Raw genomic sequence first — 17479 nt, 5'->3', positions numbered from 1 at the left:
AGATGTTCGGTGCCATCCCGCTGCTGATCGTGCCCTTCGTCCTCTACAACCTCGGACTGCTCGGCCTGTTCGGCGGCGGCGACGATCCGTGGACGATCGAAATGTTCTCGTTCCGGATGATGTCAGGCGGCGTCTTCTCGATGACGCTCGGCGACCTGATGGTGCTGATCGGGCTGATCTTCCTCTTCGTCGAGATATCGAAATCGGTGCGCACCACCAATGCGTCGATCCTGGATCATCTGTTGTCGACGCTGGTCTTCATCGCCTTCCTGGTCGAGTTCCTGCTGGTGAAGGGCGCCGCGCATTCGGTCTTCTTTTCGCTGATGATCATCGCGCTGTTTGATGTGCTGGCCGGCTTCTCCGTGTCGATGCGGTCGGCAAGCCGGGATATCAACTTAAACTAGGATTGCACCCGGCGACCCGCGGTCCAAAACGCCGTCAGCCTGCGGCGGCGGCCTGAGGCTTACGGGCGACAACCGCCTCATAGGCGGTCTGCAACTGCCGGCGCACGGTCGGCGTGCCGGGCGGCATGTTCACCGGCGCTCCAAGATGTTCGTGGCGCAATTCGTCCATGAACCGATCCCACAACGGCGGGCCGCCTTTTTCGAGCAGTTCGGCTCGGATCGACAGCTCCTCGCTGACCGGCAGCCAGACGCGGCCCCAGGCGCCGAGATGCGCCATGATCGGCACAAGCGTGATTGCCATCTCGGTCAGGCTGTAGATCGCCTTCTGCTTGTGGCTGGGATCGTCCGCCTTGGTCAGGAGGCCGAGCTCCATCAGCCGCTTCAGGCGATCGGCCAGGATGTTGGAGGCAATGCCTTCGATCGAGCCGTTGAGCAATTCCCGAAAATGACGCCTGCCGCCGAAGATAATGTCGCGCAGGATGATCAGGCTCCAGCGGTCGCCGAAAACTTCCAGCGACAGATTGATCGGGCAGCCGGAGCGGTGCTCGGTGTTCATGCCAGTCTCCAAAAAACCGGTTGCACTATGATATCAGCCTGCTTATCGTGCAACTGATTGCAATATGCAAGCAGATTGAGAGATAGAGGAGGGAAGGATGACCGTCTTGCCTCGCCCTGAGATCCATTCGGAAAGCTTCGGCGACCCGGCCGACCCGGCGATCCTTCTGATCATGGGCGCCATGGCCTCGATGCTCTGGTGGCCGGAAGCCTTTTGCCGGGCGCTTGCCGAGCGCGGCCGTTTCGTCATCGGCTACGACAATCGCGACACTGGTCTCTCGACCAAGTATACGCCGGGCGCGCCGCCCTACAGGTTCGAGGACATGGTCGATGATGCCGTCCGTGTGCTCGACGATCACAATATCGCCAAGGCGCAGGTCGTCGGCATGTCGATGGGCGGGATGATCGCGCAGGTCGTGGCGCTGAAATATCCCGAACGGGTCAGCGCGCTCACCGTGATCTCCGGCTCACCGCTCGGTGTCGATACGTCCGGTTTGCCGGGGACGAGCGAGGCCTACCGAGAGCATTCCGCCGAAGGTGCGGATGTCGATTGGTCGAATCGGGAACAAGTGATCAACTTCATGGTCAGGGACGCTCGCGCAATCGCCAGCACCCTGCATTCGTTCGACAGCGAACGGACACGTGCGATGATCGAGGAGGACTACGATCGGTCCGGCGGTCTCGCCAGCGCCACCAACCACTTCCTGCTGAAGAGCGGCGGCCCGGAGCGGCGAATAAGGGATTTGACCGTGCCGCTGCTCGTCATCCACGGCACTACGGATCCGCTCTTCCCGATCGAGCACGGCGAGGCGCTCGCCGGCGCGGTTGCCGGCGGCAGGCTGGTGCGGATCGAAGGCGGCGGCCACGAACTGCACCGCAACGATTGGCCGCAAATCCTCGAAGCCATCGCCGCATTTGCCTAGCCCGGCGGGATTAGGATTGACACCAGCGGTCTGCGAAAATAGTTAAGTGATCACTTCAGTATTGCCTCGATCTCCGCCGACAGGAGAAAAAATGTCCCTGACGCTGTATTTCCATCCGCTCGCGTCCTTCTGCTGGAAGCCGCTGATCGCGTTCTACGAAAACAACACGCGGTTTGCGCCTCAGATCGTCGATCTCGGCGATGCGCAGTCACGCGCGGCTTTCCTGAAGGTTTCGCCGACGGGCAAGATGCCGGCCCTGCGCGATGACGCGCGGGGCCGCACGGTTATGGAATCGACCATCGTAATCGAATATCTCACCGCCTATTATCCCGGGCCGGTCGAGCTCATTCCCGCCGACGTCGACCTCGCCATCAAGGTGCGCCAGGCAGACCGCTTCTACGACTTCTACGTGCAGGAGCCGATGCAGAAGATCGTCGGCGACCGGCTGCGGCCGCAAGACAAGACCGATCCGTTCGGAGTCGAGCAGGCGCGCGAGCAGCTGCGCAATTCCTACGCCATCATCGAACGGGAGATGCAGTCAAAAACGTGGTCAGTCGGCGACCACTTCACTTTGGCCGACTGCGCCGCCTCGCCGGCGCTGTTTTACGCCAACAAGGTCGAGCCGTTCGGCGACAAATTCCCCGCCATGAAACGCTATCACGACCGTCTGCTCGAACGGCCGAGCTTCGCCCGCGTGATTGAGGAGGCGCAGCCCTATTTCAAGTTCTTCCCCTACAACAATGGCTAAGCTCGATGCTGCATGATCCCGCCCAGCTCGATCTGATGTTCCAGGCGCTTGCCGATCCCGCCCGGCGCCAGATGGTGGAACGTCTGTCGCGCGGACCGGCATCGGTCAGTGAGCTCGCCGAGCCGCTGGCGATGTCGCTGTCGGCCGTCGTCCAGCATCTCGCCGTTCTTGAGACGAGCGGGTTGGTGAGGACCGAGAAGCTTGGCCGGGTGCGAACCTGCCGGATCGAGCCAAACGCATTGCGGGCAGCCGAGCATTGGATCAACGAGCGGCGACTGGCCTGGGAACGCCGGCTCGACCGGCTCGGCGATTTTCTCACGGACATCAACGACCAAACCTGAAGGGATCCGTCATGACCGAACGATCCGTCGTCCATTCCACCTTCGTCATCGAACGTCTCTATCCGGCGCCGCCCGAAAGGGTCTATTTCGCGCTCAGCGATCCGGCGGCCAAGAAATGCTGGTTTTTCGATCCCGACAGCCCGATGCCGAGCCGGCATGAAATGGATTTTCGCATCGGCGGCAAGGAGGTGAATGCCGGCTGCCCGAGCGACGGGCAGACGCATTTCTTCAACGCCGTCTACCAAGACATCGTACCGAACAAACGCGTCGTCTACAGCTATGAGCTGCTGTTCGGCGAAACCCGAGTCTCGGTTTCGCTGGCGACGATCGAGCTCATCGCGGAAGGCAAGGGAACGCGACTGATTCTTACGGAGCAAGGGGCCTTCTTCGACGGCATCGACTCGCCGGCCACGCGCCAGCATGGAACGGGCGAACTGCTCGACGCGCTTGGCGCGGCGCTGCAGGCAGCGAACTGAGGCCTCCGGCTGGTGGCCAGCGGTCACTCTCCAGGGGAGAGTTCCCAAAATTGATCCAGCCAGACATTCAGCCTGAGGAAGCCGGCGGTGCTGACGGCGTAGACGCGTCTGGTGCCCTCGGCCCTGGCTTTGACCAGACCGGCGTCGAGCAGGACTTTCAGATGCTGGGAAACGGCCGGGCGCGAAACCGGCAAACCGGCCGCCAACTCATTCACCGTCTTGGGACCGCGCCGGAGCTCTTCCAAGAGATAGCGCCGGTTGGGATCGGCTATCGCCACGAAAGCGTCGGAAAACATCATGCCTCATTTGTGGGGCAAAGTTCCCCAAATCTCAACCATCGGTTTCAACCTTTGTGCGCGGGTCGAGCCGCAAGGCTTCCGGCGTGACGGCGCGGTCGGCCGGCTGCGTCTTGAAGGCATCGCGGTTCTCGATCGGAACCGGCGCGCGGGCGCGGATGCGGAGCAGGGTGTAACCGGCAAGGCAGAGATGCGCGAGCGCGGTCGCAAGGAAGAGCGCTTCGGGGCGCAGCCAGCCCATCAAAGCGGCGGCCAGGAGCGGTCCGATCATGGTGCCGAAGCCATAGAGCAACAGCAGGCCGCCGGAAACCTTGACGAAATCCTCCGCCCGCGCGTGGTCGTTGGCATGCGCGACGGCGATCGAATAGAGCGTGTATGCGAAGGCGCCGTAGGCGGCCGTCAGCAAGATCACGAAAACGCCGGAACGCGGCTCGACCAGAAAGACCAGCACGGCAAACAGTGCCGCGCCGAAGGCTGCGCCCGCCAGCACGAAACGGCGGTCCGTGGTGTCGGATAGCCGGCCCGCGGGAAGCTGCATGGCCGCGCCGGCGATGACCACCAGGCTCATCATGAGCGCGATCTCGGCGGTAGAGATGCCGATGCGGGCGCCATAGACGGCGCCGAGCGTGCCCCAGGCGCCATTGGCTATGCCGATCAGAAGGCAGGCAACCGCCGACACGGGCGAATTGGCGTAGAGGCCTTTGACGTCGAGCTTGACATCCTGCAGCGGCTTCGGATGCGACTGGGTCGACACCGCAGTCGGAAGGAGCGACAGGCAGAACAGGATGCCGGTGATCATGAACAGCGAGGCCGATTTCACATCGCCGCCGGCGACGATCATCTGGCCGCCCATGATCGAAGCATAGGTGACCATCATATAGAGGCCGAAGACGGTGCCGCGATTCTCGTTGGTGGCCTTCTCATTCAGCCAGCTTTCGATGACCATGAAGGCGCCGGCCATGGTGAAGCCGGTGAAGGCGCGCAGCAGGATCCAGAAATACTCGTCGATGATGAGGCCGGTGAGGAGCGCAATGATTGCGCCGGAGGCGGCGAAGGCGCCGAACGCCCTGACATGACCGGCACGGCGCACCAGCCGCGGCGCGAAGAAACAGCCAGTGACGAAGCCGCCCGCCCATGCCGTGCCCATCAGGCCGAGCGAGGCGGTCGAGAACCCCTCAAGCTGGCCGCGCAGCGGCAAAAGCAGGCCATGCAGGCCGGAGGCCGCCAGCAGGAACGCGGTGCCGCGCAGCAGCGAGAGGATCGGTCGGTAGGTTGCGAACATAGGCTGATCCGGCTGGTAATTTCGAAGCGCAGGTCTGTTTGAGGGTGCAGCTCTGGCAGTCGCTTTCAGGCTTTTCCGGGGCGGCTGGCCATGCAGCCAGGATTATCCGCGGCGAAACAGTGCCTCGGCGGCGGATTTGGTGGCGCCCCTGGCGGCCCGCTCAGCTTCCAGCCTCGCGATCTCTTCGCGCAGCAGGTCAATGCGCTCGGACAAATCATCGACAGACAGCAGCGACAGATCCTGTCCGATCTCGTGTGGGCGGGGCTTCTTCCTGGGTTCGTCGTCGAAGATCGCCATCGTCGCTTCTCCCTGATTTCACCATTTGCCTGATTTGGTAATGAGCATACATAGGGCAGGGATGCCGATGCAAACAGCCGGCCAGCGGCATGAGGAAACGGGACAATTCATGGCAAGCGGACAGCATATTCCGGCAAAGATGACGGCGATCGCAATCTCGCAGCCTGGCGGTCCCAGGGTGCTGAAGCCGGAGACGCGCGACGTGCCCACGCCCGGCCCCGGCGAGGTCCTCATCCGCGTGCACGCGGCCGGCGTGAACAGGCCCGACGTGCAGCAGCGCAAAGGCGCCTATCCGCCGCCGCCCGGCGCCTCGGACCTGCCCGGGCTCGAGGCGGCCGGTGAGATCGCGGCGCTCGGCGACGAGATATCGCGCTGGCGCACCGGCGACCGGGTCTGCGCGCTGACGCCGGGCGGCGGCTATGCCGAATATGTCAAGGTCCACGCCGGCAGCGTGCTGCCGATCCCGGCGGGCTTTACCTATTCCGAGGCCGCGGCCGTGCCGGAGAACTACTTCACCGTCTGGCACAACGTGTTCGAGCGCGGCGGGCTGAAGAAAGGCGAGACGCTGCTTGTCCATGGCGGCTCGTCCGGCATCGGCACGACGGCCATACAGCTCGCCTCGGCATTCGGTGCCTATGTCGTCACCACGGCCGGCAGCAAGGAGAAGTGCGACGCCTGTCTTGGGCTCGGCGCCGACCGGGCGATCAATTATCGCCAGCAGGACTTCGTTGCCGAGGTCAAGGACGCAACCGGCGGCCGGGGCGCCGACGTCATCCTCGACATGGTGGGCGGCGACTATGTGGCGCGCAACTACGACGCCGCGGCCGTCGAAGGACGCATCGTCCAAATCGCCGTACAGGGCGGTGCGGTCGCCAGCACCGACTTCGCAAAGCTCATGGTCAAGCGCCTTGTCCATACCGGCTCGACGCTTCGGCCGCGCACCGTCGAATTCAAGGCAGCCATCGCGGCGGCGCTCGAGGCTCAGGTCTGGCCGCTGCTCGGCACCCGCAAGGTCGCTCCGGTCATGGACATGATCTTCCCGCTGACGGAGGCATGGCGGGCGCATGAGCGGATGGAGGAGGGCGAGCATATCGGCAAGATCGTCCTCGACGTCGGCTAGGATGCGCCCGATATAGGTGAGGCCGGCCTGCAAGCAATTGTGTCCTGCGCTTCCGCTGCTCACGTACTTTAAGTACGTTCCGCTCCGGTTTGCGGACCAACCGTTTTGGGCTTGGCCTGACCTGAATCCGCGACGCATCCTGGGCGTTCTGATCCCTGACGAGAGACTGAACAAAGGCCTAATGCTGCAATGCACAAAATGCATTGCCGCCATGCAAAAGAGTCCGTTCAATTCGTAGGCAAGGGTGCCTATTTACGCGGCATCGAACAACTGATCCAATGGAATGGAGGACTGAAATGAACCCGATCCGCGCTTTCCGCAACTGGCGCCTCTACAATGAGACGGTGCGTGAGCTGAACAAGCTGAACGCCCGCCAGCTGAACGACCTCGGCATCAACCGCGCCGACATCGAGCGTATCGCTCGCCAGGCTCTTTGATTTGAAGCGCGACCCGGCCGCGAGGCTGGGCCGTAGTCTCGAAGCCAGAGCCGTCGCAGACGCTTGCTCGTCTCCGGTTCCGAACCCGCTGGACTCCGTCCGGCGGGTTTTGTCTTTTTGGGTCCCAGCTGCTCCCCTCCCAAAAACATTGCGAAATCGTGACGGAGCGTTTATACAGGCCGCGAATTTCCCATTTTGGTGGCTCTAAAACCACCGCCCGCGCGGGAACGCGGGCGAACGAGAAGGATTTTTGACATGGCCAATACGCTGCTGATGCCCAAGGCCACCGCCGTCTGGCTGGTCGACAACACCGCGCTCTCCTTCGAGCAGATCGCGCAGTTCTGCGGGCTGCATCCGCTGGAGGTCAAGGCGATCGCGGACGGCGAGTCGGCGCAGGGCATCAAGGGCATGGACCCGATCATGACCGGCCAGCTCACCCGCGACGAGATCGCGCGCGGCGAGAAGGATCCGAACCACCGGCTGAAGCTGTCGGACCCCAAGGTGCGGGTGCCGGAATCGAAGCGCAAGGGCCCGCGCTACACGCCGCTGTCGAAGCGCCAGGACCGGCCGAACGCCATCCTCTGGCTGGTACGCAACCATCCCGAGCTCAAGGACGCGCAGATCGCGCGGCTGGTCGGCACGACCAAGTCGACGATCGAGCAGATTCGGGAGCGCCGGCATTGGAACTCGGCCAATCTGCAGCCGATGGATCCGGTGACGCTGGGCCTGACCTCGCAGATCGACCTCGACATGGAAGTCAACCGCGCCTCGCGCGGCCGCGAGCAGGCACAGCCGGTGGCCGGCGACACGCTGCTGCCGGCGGCGCTGACCGAAAGGCTGACGCCGGCTCCGGAGAAGCCGAAGGACGAGGATCAGGAGCTCGACGCCAACGCCGTGTTCGCCAAGCTTTCGGCGCTGAAGTCGAAGGACAAGAAAGAAGACGGGGAAGAGGAGTAAGGTCTCCCAGCCCGACAAAAAAGCCCGCTTCGCGCGGGCTTTTTTGTCGGCGGTGCCTGGGGAGGTCAGGTCCGCGCCGCTCGATCGGGCGCCATGCCGTAATCCTCGCTGCGTTCCACGGCGCGGTAGAAGTCGGCGAGTTGCTTGCCGCGCTCCGGCTTGTAGATACGCCCGGCAATCACCACCGAGGCGATGCGGTCGATGCGGAAGGCGCGAAAATCGTCGCGCATCTCGCACCAGGCGACCAGAGTCCATACCTTGCCCCAGAACCAGAGGCCCAGGGGCCGGATGTCGCGCGCCGTGCCGCGCCCGGCTTCGTCCGAGTAGTCGATGGTGAGCACCTGGCGCTTCTCGATGGCGCGCTCGATGAGGTCGATCGCCTCGCGCGCGGCATCGCTCACCACCCACATCGGCGTGTGGATCTCGGTGCGCGCGATGCGATCCTTTTCCGTGTCGGGCAGCACCGCGCCGATCTTGACCAGCGCCTCGTCGGCGGCCCTTGCCATCGCCGCGCCGCCAAAGGCGCGCACCATGCGGGCGCCGGCAACGAGCGCCACGATCTCGTCACGCGTGAACATCAGCGGCGGAAGGTCGAAACCTTCCCTCATCATGTAGCCGACACCCGCCTCGCCGTCGATCGGCACGCCGGTCGACTGCAAGTCGGCTATATCGCGGTAGATGGTCCGCTCGGACACCTCGAGCCACGTCCCGAGCTTCTGCGCGGTGACCAGTCTGCCTCCGCGCAGATGCTGCACGATCTGGAAAAGCCTGTCGGCGCGGCGCATCGTTTGACCCCTTGGCTTCGGTTCTACGCATGCCGCGGTCCCAAAACCGGTTCCCGCAGGTTCGAGGCTGCTTCAATAACGCAAGCCTCCTGACAACATAGTGTCAGGAGGCTGCAGCCACTCCACCACCGGACAACGGCGTCTTTCCTGAAACCCAGCGTTTCAACCGACATTACATCTGGGCGCGCCATGGCCGCTATCCAAGTCATGCGCCGAAAAATTTCAGTTCTCACGCACGCGGCCGTTATAAAGGTCCGGCCAACCGATGTCCTTGCGAATGTCCGCCGGCAAAGTGTTCAGGAAACGCTGGGTCCGGATCTCGTTCCGCACGGTGCGGATCTTGCCGACATAGTGCTGCACGCTACGCAGGATGGTAAAACCGTTCATGACCGAGCTCCTCTTTTTGACGAGAGGAGTATCTCACACCCCTGCTGACAGCAGTCTGTCAGCAGGGGTGCGAGGTAGCCGAAGCCGGCGCCAGACCGATCAGCGCGGTCCCAGGGGGCCCCTTTGTTTGTCAGGAGCGATACGATGGCGAAAGCGCCCAAGAACCGCTTTGACAGCCGCCGAAGATGCTGGTCAAAGGCGGCATGACGAAACTGCTCGCCCTTGTCATCATCGGCATCATGCTCATCCAAATCATCAAGCCGCTCGGCTGGCCGGGGCTGAAGCGCCGCAGCGATTTCTGGAAGCTGGCGCTGCTTGCAATGGCCGCGATCTCGCTGGCGGCCGTGCTTGGTCATTGGGCTTGAGGCACGTCGATATCAGGTGGGGACGGCCTGCGAAAGGCGGCGCTGGCCCCCCGCTGTTTCGATGCCTCAGCTAGGAGTGCGGCCGGCAAAAACAAAACCCGGGCCTTGGCACCCGGGCCTTGGCCCGGGTTTTCAGCGCTTTAGGGAAAGCTCAAAGCGCGTCGACGCGCTTCAAGCCGTTATTGATGCATATCGTTGCCCCAGAACCGCTGCACACTTCTGGGCGACATGCATTGCTATCAGGCGGCCTTTTCCAGCGCCGGCTGCCATTGTCCGAGCGCCGCCAGATGATTCATGCGGGCGCGATGGATGAAGGCAGCCTGGCCGGCGGCGACGTTCGACGCCTTGCCGCTCCAGGCCTTCTGCGCGGCCGCCTGCAGGGCGCGGCCGTAGGAGAAGGAGAGCTTCCACGGATGTGGGCCGATGACGTTGATGGCGTTAAGGTTGGCCGTCGCTTCCTCGTCGTCCTGGCCGCCCGACAGGAAGGCAATGCCGGGCACCGCCACGGGCACGGCTTCGCGAAACAGCTTGATCGTCTTCTGGGCGACCGCTTCGGGACTGTCCTTCTTGCCCGATTTCTTGCCGGAGATGACCATGTTCGGCTTGAGGATGGTGCCTTCGAGCACCACGCGTGCGGCATAAAGCTCGCCATAGAGCTTCAGCAGGGTCGCCTTGCTCACCTCGTAGCAGGTGTCGATCGAGTGGGCGCCGTCCATCAGCACTTCCGGCTCGACGATCGGCACGATGCCTGCCTCCTGGCAGAGCGCGGCGTAGCGTGCCAGCGCATGCGCGTTGGAGGCGATCGAGGTGGCTGACGGCACGCCCTTGGCGGTGTCGATGTCGATCACCGCGCGCCATTTGGCGAACCGGGCGCCGAGCTTATAGTAGTCCGCCAGCCGCTCGCGCAGGCCATCGAGACCCTCGGTGATGGTGTCGCCGGGAAAGCCGGCGAGAGGCTTGGCGCCGACATCGACCTTGATGCCCGGAATGGCGCCGGCGGCCTTGATGATGTCGACCAGCGGCGTGCCGTCGGCAGCCTTCTGGCGAATGGTCTCGTCATAGAGGATGACGCCGGAAATATACTTGGTCATCGCCTCCTTGGCGCGGAACATCATCTCGCGATAGTCGCGCCGATTGTCGGCGGTCGATTCGACGCCGATGACGTCGAAGCGCTTCTTGATGGTGCCGGAGCTCTCATCGGCGGCCAAAAGGCCCTTGCCATCCGCCACGATCGCGGCGGCAATGTCTTCGAGACGTTCGCTCATGGTGCTCTCCTAAGGTGCGTTTATTCCGCGCTAGCAGAACACTACCGCCAAAGGAATGACGCCGAAAAGCTCGAATCGATTGAAAGTCTCGATAGCGGCGTCCGTTCGGAAAGTCTTGAATGACTCAGCGCTTCAGCACCTCGACGCCCGGCAGAGGCTTGCCTTCCATCCATTCGAGGAAGGCGCCGCCGGCGGTGGAGACATAGGTGAAGTCGTCGGCGACGCCGGCATGGTTGAGCGCGGCCACCGTGTCGCCGCCGCCGGCGACCGAGACCAGCTTGCCTTCCTTTGTGCGGGCTGCCGCATGCTTTGCCGCAGCCACCGTGGCGCGGTCGAAGGGTTCGATCTCGAATGCACCGAGCGGGCCGTTCCAGACCAGCGTGGCAGCGCGGTCGATCCAATCGGTGACGCTCTTCACGGTTTTCTCGCCGACATCGAGGATCATGCCGTCTGCGGGCACGTCGGAGATGGCGACGGTTTGGCTGGCGGCACCCGCCTTGAATTCCTTCGCCACGACGCCGTCGGCGGGCAGAATGATGGCGCAGCCGGCTTCGGCCGCCTCGATCATGATCTGCTTGGCGGTGGAGGCCAGGTCATGCTCGCAGAGCGATTTGCCGACATCGGTACCCCGCGCGGCGAGGAAGGTGTTGGCCATGCCGCCGCCGATGACCAGCGCGTCGACCTTCTTCACCAGGTTCATCAAAAGATCGATCTTGGTCGAGACCTTGGCGCCGCCGACGATGGCCACGACGGGCCGCACCGGATTGCCGAGACCTTGTTCCAACGCGTCGAGCTCGGCCTGCATGGTGCGGCCGGCATAGGCCGGCAGGCGGTGCGCCAGGCCTTCGGTCGACGCATGCGCGCGGTGCGCGGCGGAAAATGCGTCGTTGACGTAGATGTCGCCATTGGCGGCGAGCTTTTCGGTGAAGGCCTGATCGTTCTTCTCCTCGGCCTTGTGGAAGCGGGTGTTTTCCAAAAGCAGGACGTCGCCATCATTCATGGCGGCAACCGCGTCGGCGGCCTTGTCGCCGATGCAGTCGGAGGCGAAGCCGACCGGGCGGCCGAGCACTTCCGCCGTGGCGCGAGCGATCGGCTCCAGCGAGAATTCGGCCGACGGGCCGTCCTTCGGACGACCGAAATGCGCGAGCAGTATCACCCTGGCGCCTTTGCCGGAGAGCTCGGAAATGGTCGGCGCGATGCGCTCGATGCGGGTGGCGTCCGTCACCTTGCCGTCGGCGACGGGAACGTTGAGGTCGACGCGCACCAGGACGCGCTTGCCGCCGACGGCGCCGATATCGTCGAGTGTCTTGAAGCCGGCCATGGTCGTTCCTTTCCGCCAAAAAACGCGGCGACCTTACCCGCCACCGGGCACGATGCAAGGCCTGGGCCGCACAGCGCGTGCAAAAATGATGTCGTTGTGTGACGTCAGCTCTCGCTGGCTGATTTTGGCGCTATGGGCTTGGACGTCGTCATTTCGTCCGGCTCGCTTTGAGGAACCTTGCTTGGCGCTGGTTTGCGCCAGCCGCGGATAAAGGCGGCGATGCGGTCGGCGATCTCGCCGGCGCTCAGGAAAACCGGCACGCGCGCCACCGGCGCGGTCGGCTCGAAGGACAGGCCAAGCCCGGTGATCCGGCCCTTCTCGTCGACATCGCGTACGATCAGCTCGATCGGGCCGATCATCACGCGGTCGGCATATTCGGCCTGGCCGCCGAGCCGCTCGGTGACTAGCGCCGCGACGGTGAGCTTCTGTTCGGCCTCGGTGAGGCCGGGCCCGTAGGCGGCTTCGAGCTCGGCGGCGGAGCGGGCCGGATCGACGGCAAAGGCGCCAAAGAAGTCGGCATCCTCGGGGTCGACGACGGCGCGGCTGGCGAAGAGCTTGTCGAGCAGGCGCGGATAGCGGTCCGGCACGAAGATGTAGACCTGATCGCCGGCGGCGAGCCGGCCCATGTCCTGGAATCGCATGGAGCGGCCGTCGCGCAGCACCAGCGAAGGCCTTGCCCAGCGCGGGATGCGCTCGCCGCGCGCCACCGGACTACCGGGAGCGACGCGATAGGCGAGCAGCTCGTGATGGGCGGAGCCCGGCAGCTCGAGCTCGACCTTGTCGAGCGGTCCAAGCCGTGCCGGCACGATGAGGCCGAGGCGGCGCGCCAGCGGACCGACGGTCCAGCCCTGCACCACCAGCGAGACCAGCACGATGATGAAGGCGACATTGAAGATGAGGCGACCGTTGGCGAGGCCCCCGAGCAGTGGCGTGATGGCAAGCAGGATCGAAACGGCGCCGCGCAACCCGACCCAGGAGACGAAGGCGACCTCCGGACGTGGCAGGCGGAACGGCATCAGGCAGAGCCAGACGGCCAAGGGCCGCGCCACGAAGATCAGGAACAGGCCGAGCAGGATCGCCGGCAGCAGGATCGCTGGGAATTGCGAGGGCGTGGCAAACAGGCCGAGGATCAAAAACATGATGATCTGCGCCAGCCACGACATACCGTCCTGGAAGCGCTTCAGGATGGTGACGGCGCGAATGTCGGAATTGCCGGCGACGAGGCCGGCGAGATACACCGCAAGGAAGCCCGAGCCGCCGATGGCGCCCGCCGCGGCGAACACCATCAGCGACAGCGTCAGCACGAAGATCGGCAGCAGGCCATGGTCGAGGTTCAGCCGCTCAACGAGGCGCACGATCGCCAAGCCGCCGAGCACGCCGATGACCGCGCCAAGTCCCATGTTGATGAAGAAGCCGATCACCAAACTGGTGGCGAGAACGTTTGCCTCCGGGTTGGCATGCGCGGCGATGATCTCGACCAAAGAGATGGTGAGGAAGATGGCGATCGGATCATTGGTGCCGGATTCAACCTCGAGCGTCGAGCGGACGCGCTCGCGCAAATGGATCTCCCCGGCGCGCAGCAGGAAGAACACCGCCGCTGCGTCGGTCGAAGCGACGGCGGCGCCCAGCAGCGAGGATTCCAGCCAGCTGAGATTGAGGAGGTAGTAGGCGGCGACGCCGAAAATGCCGGTGGTCAGGAGGACGCCGACGGTGGCCAGCGACAGCGCCGGCCCGGCCGCCTGGCGCAAGGCGTTGAGCGGCGTGCCGAAACCGGAATCGAACAGGATAATGGCCAAAGCCAACGAGCCGGCGAAATAAGCCAGCCGCGCATTGTCGAATTCGATGCCAAGGCCGTCGACGCCGGTGGCAAGGCCAATGCAGAGGAAGAGGAGCAGCAGGGGTGCGCCGAAGCGAAAGGCGATCAGGCTCGAAAAGGCGGCGGCGACAACAAGCGCTGTGCCGACCAGCGTCACGAGATAGATCGCATGCTCCATCCGGAATTGCCCCTCAAATCCGCGTCCCTCCCGCTTTACGGCAGAGTGGGGCGAAGACATGACCAGTGCAAGGCGGCAGCGTGGCTTTTTTGCCCCATGCCGCTGCGTCGAACGAAAAACGCCCGGCCGAAGCCGGGCGTTTCACACGATCAAAAAGGAAGCCTGAGGTCAGGCGATGGTCTTGCCGAAGGCGACAGCCGTGTCGCCCATGCGGTTCGAGAAGCCCCATTCGTTGTCGTACCAGGAGAGTACCGAGACGAAGTTGCCGTCCATGACCTTGGTCTGGTCGAGCGCCGCGATCGAGGAGTGCGGATCGTGGTTGAAATCGATCGAGACGTTCGGGTGATGGGTGACCGAGAGCACGCCCTTCAGCTTGCCCTTGGAGGCGGCGATCAGCGCTTCGTTGATCTCCTGCGCGGTGGTCGAGCGCTTCGCGATGAATTTGAAATCGACGACCGAGACGTTCGGGGTCGGCACGCGGATGGAGATGCCGTCGAGCTTGCCCTTGAGGTCGGGCAGCACCAGACCGATCGCCTTGGCGGCACCGGTCGAGGTCGGGATCTGCGACAGCGCCGCGGCGCGGGCCCGGTAAAGGTCCTTGTGCATGGTGTCCAGCGTCGGCTGGTCGCCGGTGTAGGAATGGATCGTCGTCATCATGCCCTTCTCGATGCCGACGGTCTCGTGCAGCACGGCGGCAAGCGGGGCCAGGCAGTTGGTGGTGCAGGACGCGTTGGAGATGACGACGTGGTCCTTGGTCAGCTTGTCGTGGTTGATGCCGTAGACGACCGTGAGATCGGCGCCTTCGGCCGGGGCCGAGACGATGACGCGCTTGGCGCCGGCGGTCAGATGCGCGGCAGCCTTGTCGCGCGCAGTGAAGATACCGGTGCATTCGAGCGCGATGTCGATGCCGAGATCTTTCCAGGGCAGCTGGGTCGGATCCTTGATGGCGGTGACCTTGAACTTGTCCTTGCCGACGGAGATCTGGTCGCCGTCGACCGTCACTTCATGCGGGAAGCGGCCATGCACGCTGTCGTAGCGGAGCAGATGCGCGTTGGTCTCTACCGGCCCGAGGTCGTTGACGGCGACGACATCGATGTCCTTGCGGCCGGATTCATGAATGGCGCGCAGGATGTTGCGGCCGATGCGGCCAAATCCGTTGATGGCAACTCTGACGGTCATGTTTCTCTCCCTGGGGACTGGAAAGTGGATGGGTCCGCTGCTTCATAGCGGCGGGCGTGCAAAGAATCCAGCCGCAGAAGCCGGAATTTAAATCGATTAGGTTGGTCCAGTCCGGCGACATCCTTTGAAGGGCTACGGGGCGTTGCTTTTTGTGCATGCCGCTCGAGATCGCTGCGCGCTTTTGAGCGACATGCGATGGCTCACTTGCCGTGCAGGCGCGCCTCCACGGCCTTCGCCGCGGCCTCGGCGGTGATGCCGAAATGCGGATAGAGCTGCTCGATCGAGCCGGAGGCGCCGAAGCCGGTCATGCCGACGAAGATGCCGTCGATACCGATCAGGTGGTCCCAGCCCTGGCGGATGCCGGCCTCGATAGCGACCTTCACCTTGGCGTTGCCGATGGTCTTCCTGCGATAGTCCTCGTCCTGCTGGTCGAACAGCTCGAAGCAGGGCACCGATACGACGCGGGTCGGATGGCCGTGTTTTTCGAGCAACTCGCGGGCGCCGAGGGCGACCTCGACCTCCGAGCCCGTGGCGAAGATCGTCACGGCCGCCTCGCCGTTTGCCGCGGCAAGCTCATAAGCGCCCGAGGCGCTGAGGTTCTTCTCGCTGTGTTCGCTGCGCACGGTCGGCAGGTTCTGGCGGGTCAGCGCGAGCGTCGAAGGCGTCTTTTCGGACTCCAACGCCAGCTGCCAACATTCCGCCGTCTCGACCGCGTCGGCCGGGCGGAAGACGTTGTGGTTCGGAATGGCGCGCAGTGCGGCCAGATGCTCGACCGGCTGGTGGGTCGGGCCGTCCTCGCCGAGGCCGATCGAGTCATGGGTCATGACGAAGATCGAGCGGATGCCCATCAGCGAGGCAAGGCGCATCGAGGGCCGGGCATAGTCGGAGAAACACAAGAAGGTGCCGCCATAGGCGATCAGGCCGCCATGCAGCGTCAACCCGTTGATGGCCGCCGCCATGCCGTGCTCGCGGATGCCGTAATGAACATAGCGCTGGCCGTAGTCGTCCGGAGTGATGTTCTTGGTCTGGCTGGTCTTGGTGTTGTTGGAGCCGGTGAGGTCGGCCGAGCCGCCGATGGTTTCGGGAACAGCGCCGTTGATCACTTCCAGCGCCATTTCCGAGGACTTACGGGTGGCCACCTTCGGCTTGTCGGCCGAGAGCTTCTTCTTGTACTCGGTGATGACGGCGTCGAAATTGTCCGGCAGCTTGCCGGCGAGGCGGCGCTCGAATTCGCCCTTCAGCTTGGCGTCGGCCTTGGCAAGGCGGCCTTCCCAATCGGCGCGCGCCTTGGCGCCGGCGGTGCCGACGCCGCGCCAGGCGTCGAGGATGTCGGCCGGAATCTCGAAGGGCGGCGATTCCCAGTTGAAGAATTTGCGGGCGCCGGCGATTTCGTCGGCGCCGAGCGGCGAGCCATGCGCCTTGTTGGTGCCGGCCTTGGTCGGGGCGCCGAAGCCGATGGTCGTCTTGCAGGCGACCATCGTCGGCTTGTCGGAATGGCGGGCGGCTTCGATGGCATAGGCGATGGCTTCCGGATCGGTGCCGTCGATGTGGCTGGCGTTCCAGCCGCTGGCCTGGAAGCGGGCGACCTGGTCGGTGTTGTCGGCGAGCGAGACCGGGCCGTCGATCGAGATGTTGTTGTTGTCCCAGAAGACGATCAGCTTGTTGAGCTTGAGATGGCCCGCGAGCGCGATGGCTTCCTGGGAGACGCCTTCCATCAAGCAGCCGTCACCGGCCAGCACATAGGTGTAGTGGTCGACAAGGTCGTTGCCGAAGGCGGCATTCATGATGCGCTCGCCGAGCGCGAAGCCGACCGAGTTGGCGAGGCCCTGGCCGAGCGGACCGGTGGTGGTCTCGATGCCGGCGGCATGGCCGTATTCGGGATGGCCGGCGGTCCTAGATCCGAGTTGGCGGAAATTCTTAATCTGGTCGATCGTCATGTCCTCGTAGCCGGTGAGGTACAGGAGCGAATAGAGCAGCATCGAGCCGTGGCCGGCCGACAGGATGAAACGGTCGCGGTCTGCCCAGTGCGGGGCCTTGGCGTCGAATTTCAGGAAGCGGGTGAACAGCACCGTAGCGATGTCGGCGCAGCCCATGGGCAGGCCGGGGTGGCCGGAATTGGCCTTCTCGACGGCGTCCATGGAAAGAAAACGGATCGCATTGGCCATCCGATCATGTTGTTCACGCGAGGTCATGCTTCCTCCGGAATAGGGGTTGGAGCTTTGGGAGAGCCCGTGGAAAGGGTGCGCGACACATAGCAGGCGCGGCCTTTGAGTCAACAAATCGGTGCTTTTTTGCCGGCCTTGTGAAGGCGGCGGCGACGCTACATTAGCGTTAGCGGGGGACAGTC

Annotated in this window: 20 protein-coding genes; 9 read left to right on the top strand and 11 right to left on the bottom strand. The window is 64.0% G+C overall.

The genetic code is table 11. From position 1 onward, the window contains the following. Positions 1–2: 2 nt before the first annotated feature. Positions 3–404 (top strand): hypothetical protein, encoded by a 402-nt coding sequence (locus EOD29_RS16045; RefSeq protein ID WP_095782517.1) that lies wholly within the window; start codon positions 3–5, stop codon positions 402–404. Positions 405–438: 34 nt separating this feature from the next. Here EOD29_RS16045 and EOD29_RS16040 read toward each other — a convergent pair whose 3' ends face one another. Next, positions 439–960, bottom strand: coding sequence for a helix-turn-helix domain-containing protein (locus EOD29_RS16040; protein ID WP_127247180.1), 522 nt, complete (start codon positions 958–960; stop codon positions 439–441). Positions 961–1057: 97 nt separating this feature from the next. On the opposite strand from EOD29_RS16040, the gene EOD29_RS16035 reads away from it, so the two are divergent. From EOD29_RS16035 to EOD29_RS16020, 4 genes are all read left to right on the top strand, one after another. Beyond that, the gene (locus tag EOD29_RS16035) at positions 1058–1882 is read left to right on the top strand and encodes an alpha/beta hydrolase (RefSeq protein WP_127247179.1); all 825 of its coding nucleotides are present in this window, start codon (positions 1058–1060) and stop codon (positions 1880–1882) included. Between the two features lie 91 nt (positions 1883–1973). Continuing rightward, entirely contained in the window at positions 1974–2630 is a 657-nt protein-coding gene (locus tag EOD29_RS16030; RefSeq protein WP_127247178.1) for a glutathione S-transferase family protein, read from the top strand. A gap of 5 nt (positions 2631–2635) precedes the next feature. Then, positions 2636–2971, top strand: coding sequence for a metalloregulator ArsR/SmtB family transcription factor (locus EOD29_RS16025; RefSeq protein ID WP_127247177.1), 336 nt, complete (start codon positions 2636–2638; stop codon positions 2969–2971). Between the two features lie 11 nt (positions 2972–2982). Beyond that, a complete protein-coding gene (locus EOD29_RS16020) occupies positions 2983–3447 on the top strand; it encodes an SRPBCC family protein (protein ID WP_127247176.1) in 465 nt (154 codons plus the stop codon). Between the two features lie 23 nt (positions 3448–3470). On the opposite strand, the gene EOD29_RS16015 is transcribed toward EOD29_RS16020, so the two are convergent. The 3 genes from EOD29_RS16015 to EOD29_RS16005 form a co-directional block, all read right to left on the bottom strand. After that, on the bottom strand, positions 3471–3746 hold the full coding sequence (locus EOD29_RS16015; protein WP_067319326.1) for a metalloregulator ArsR/SmtB family transcription factor: 276 nt from the start codon (positions 3744–3746) through the stop codon (positions 3471–3473). Positions 3747–3777: 31 nt separating this feature from the next. Continuing rightward, positions 3778–5025, bottom strand: coding sequence for an MFS transporter (locus tag EOD29_RS16010; RefSeq protein WP_067002026.1), 1248 nt, complete (start codon positions 5023–5025; stop codon positions 3778–3780). 102 nt (positions 5026–5127) lie between these two features. Next, entirely contained in the window at positions 5128–5322 is a 195-nt protein-coding gene (locus EOD29_RS16005) for a DUF1192 domain-containing protein (protein WP_067002029.1), read from the bottom strand. A 109-nt stretch (positions 5323–5431) separates the two neighbouring features. Here EOD29_RS16005 and EOD29_RS16000 point away from each other — a divergent pair, with 109 nt between their 5' ends. The 3 genes from EOD29_RS16000 to EOD29_RS15990 all read left to right on the top strand — a co-directional run bounded on the left by EOD29_RS16000 (position 5432) and on the right by EOD29_RS15990 (position 7836). After that, positions 5432–6442, top strand: coding sequence for an NAD(P)H-quinone oxidoreductase (locus EOD29_RS16000; protein WP_127247175.1), 1011 nt, complete (start codon positions 5432–5434; stop codon positions 6440–6442). A 296-nt stretch (positions 6443–6738) separates the two neighbouring features. Beyond that, on the top strand, positions 6739–6879 hold the full coding sequence (locus tag EOD29_RS15995) for a DUF1127 domain-containing protein (RefSeq protein WP_095778147.1): 141 nt from the start codon (positions 6739–6741) through the stop codon (positions 6877–6879). Between the two features lie 255 nt (positions 6880–7134). Further along, the gene (locus EOD29_RS15990) at positions 7135–7836 is read left to right on the top strand and encodes a DUF1013 domain-containing protein (protein WP_067319324.1); all 702 of its coding nucleotides are present in this window, start codon (positions 7135–7137) and stop codon (positions 7834–7836) included. Positions 7837–7901: 65 nt separating this feature from the next. Here EOD29_RS15990 and EOD29_RS15985 read toward each other — a convergent pair whose 3' ends face one another. Beyond that, complete coding sequence (locus EOD29_RS15985; protein WP_059189944.1) at positions 7902–8621, bottom strand: YafY family protein; 720 nt, start codon at positions 8619–8621, stop codon at positions 7902–7904. Positions 8622–8843: 222 nt separating this feature from the next. Continuing rightward, on the bottom strand, positions 8844–9008 hold the full coding sequence (locus EOD29_RS15980) for a hypothetical protein (protein ID WP_082953649.1): 165 nt from the start codon (positions 9006–9008) through the stop codon (positions 8844–8846). A 185-nt stretch (positions 9009–9193) separates the two neighbouring features. On the opposite strand from EOD29_RS15980, the gene EOD29_RS15975 reads away from it, so the two are divergent. After that, a complete protein-coding gene (locus EOD29_RS15975) occupies positions 9194–9373 on the top strand; it encodes a hypothetical protein (protein ID WP_067002035.1) in 180 nt (59 codons plus the stop codon). A gap of 239 nt (positions 9374–9612) precedes the next feature. On the opposite strand, the gene EOD29_RS15970 is transcribed toward EOD29_RS15975, so the two are convergent. The 5 genes from EOD29_RS15970 to tkt form a co-directional block, all read right to left on the bottom strand. Next, positions 9613–10638, bottom strand: coding sequence for a class I fructose-bisphosphate aldolase (locus EOD29_RS15970; RefSeq protein WP_127247174.1), 1026 nt, complete (start codon positions 10636–10638; stop codon positions 9613–9615). Between the two features lie 124 nt (positions 10639–10762). Beyond that, positions 10763–11959: a phosphoglycerate kinase gene (locus EOD29_RS15965; RefSeq protein ID WP_127247173.1), complete on the bottom strand. Its 1197-nt coding sequence runs from the start codon at positions 11957–11959 to the stop codon at positions 10763–10765. A 104-nt stretch (positions 11960–12063) separates the two neighbouring features. Beyond that, positions 12064–13953, bottom strand: coding sequence for a potassium/proton antiporter (locus tag EOD29_RS15960; RefSeq protein WP_095799825.1), 1890 nt, complete (start codon positions 13951–13953; stop codon positions 12064–12066). A gap of 168 nt (positions 13954–14121) precedes the next feature. Then, positions 14122–15132, bottom strand: coding sequence for a type I glyceraldehyde-3-phosphate dehydrogenase (gene gap / locus EOD29_RS15955; RefSeq protein ID WP_127247172.1), 1011 nt, complete (start codon positions 15130–15132; stop codon positions 14122–14124). Between the two features lie 200 nt (positions 15133–15332). Further along, positions 15333–17324 (bottom strand): transketolase, encoded by a 1992-nt coding sequence (gene tkt / locus EOD29_RS15950; RefSeq protein WP_127247171.1) that lies wholly within the window; start codon positions 17322–17324, stop codon positions 15333–15335. Positions 17325–17479 lie beyond the last annotated feature (155 nt).

It is taken from the genome of Mesorhizobium sp. M1A.T.Ca.IN.004.03.1.1 (assembly GCF_003997555.1).
In the GTDB taxonomy this organism is placed as follows: domain Bacteria; phylum Pseudomonadota; class Alphaproteobacteria; order Rhizobiales; family Rhizobiaceae; genus Mesorhizobium.
Note: the sequence above shows the minus strand (reverse complement) of the source record. Positions and strands in the feature narration are given on the sequence as shown.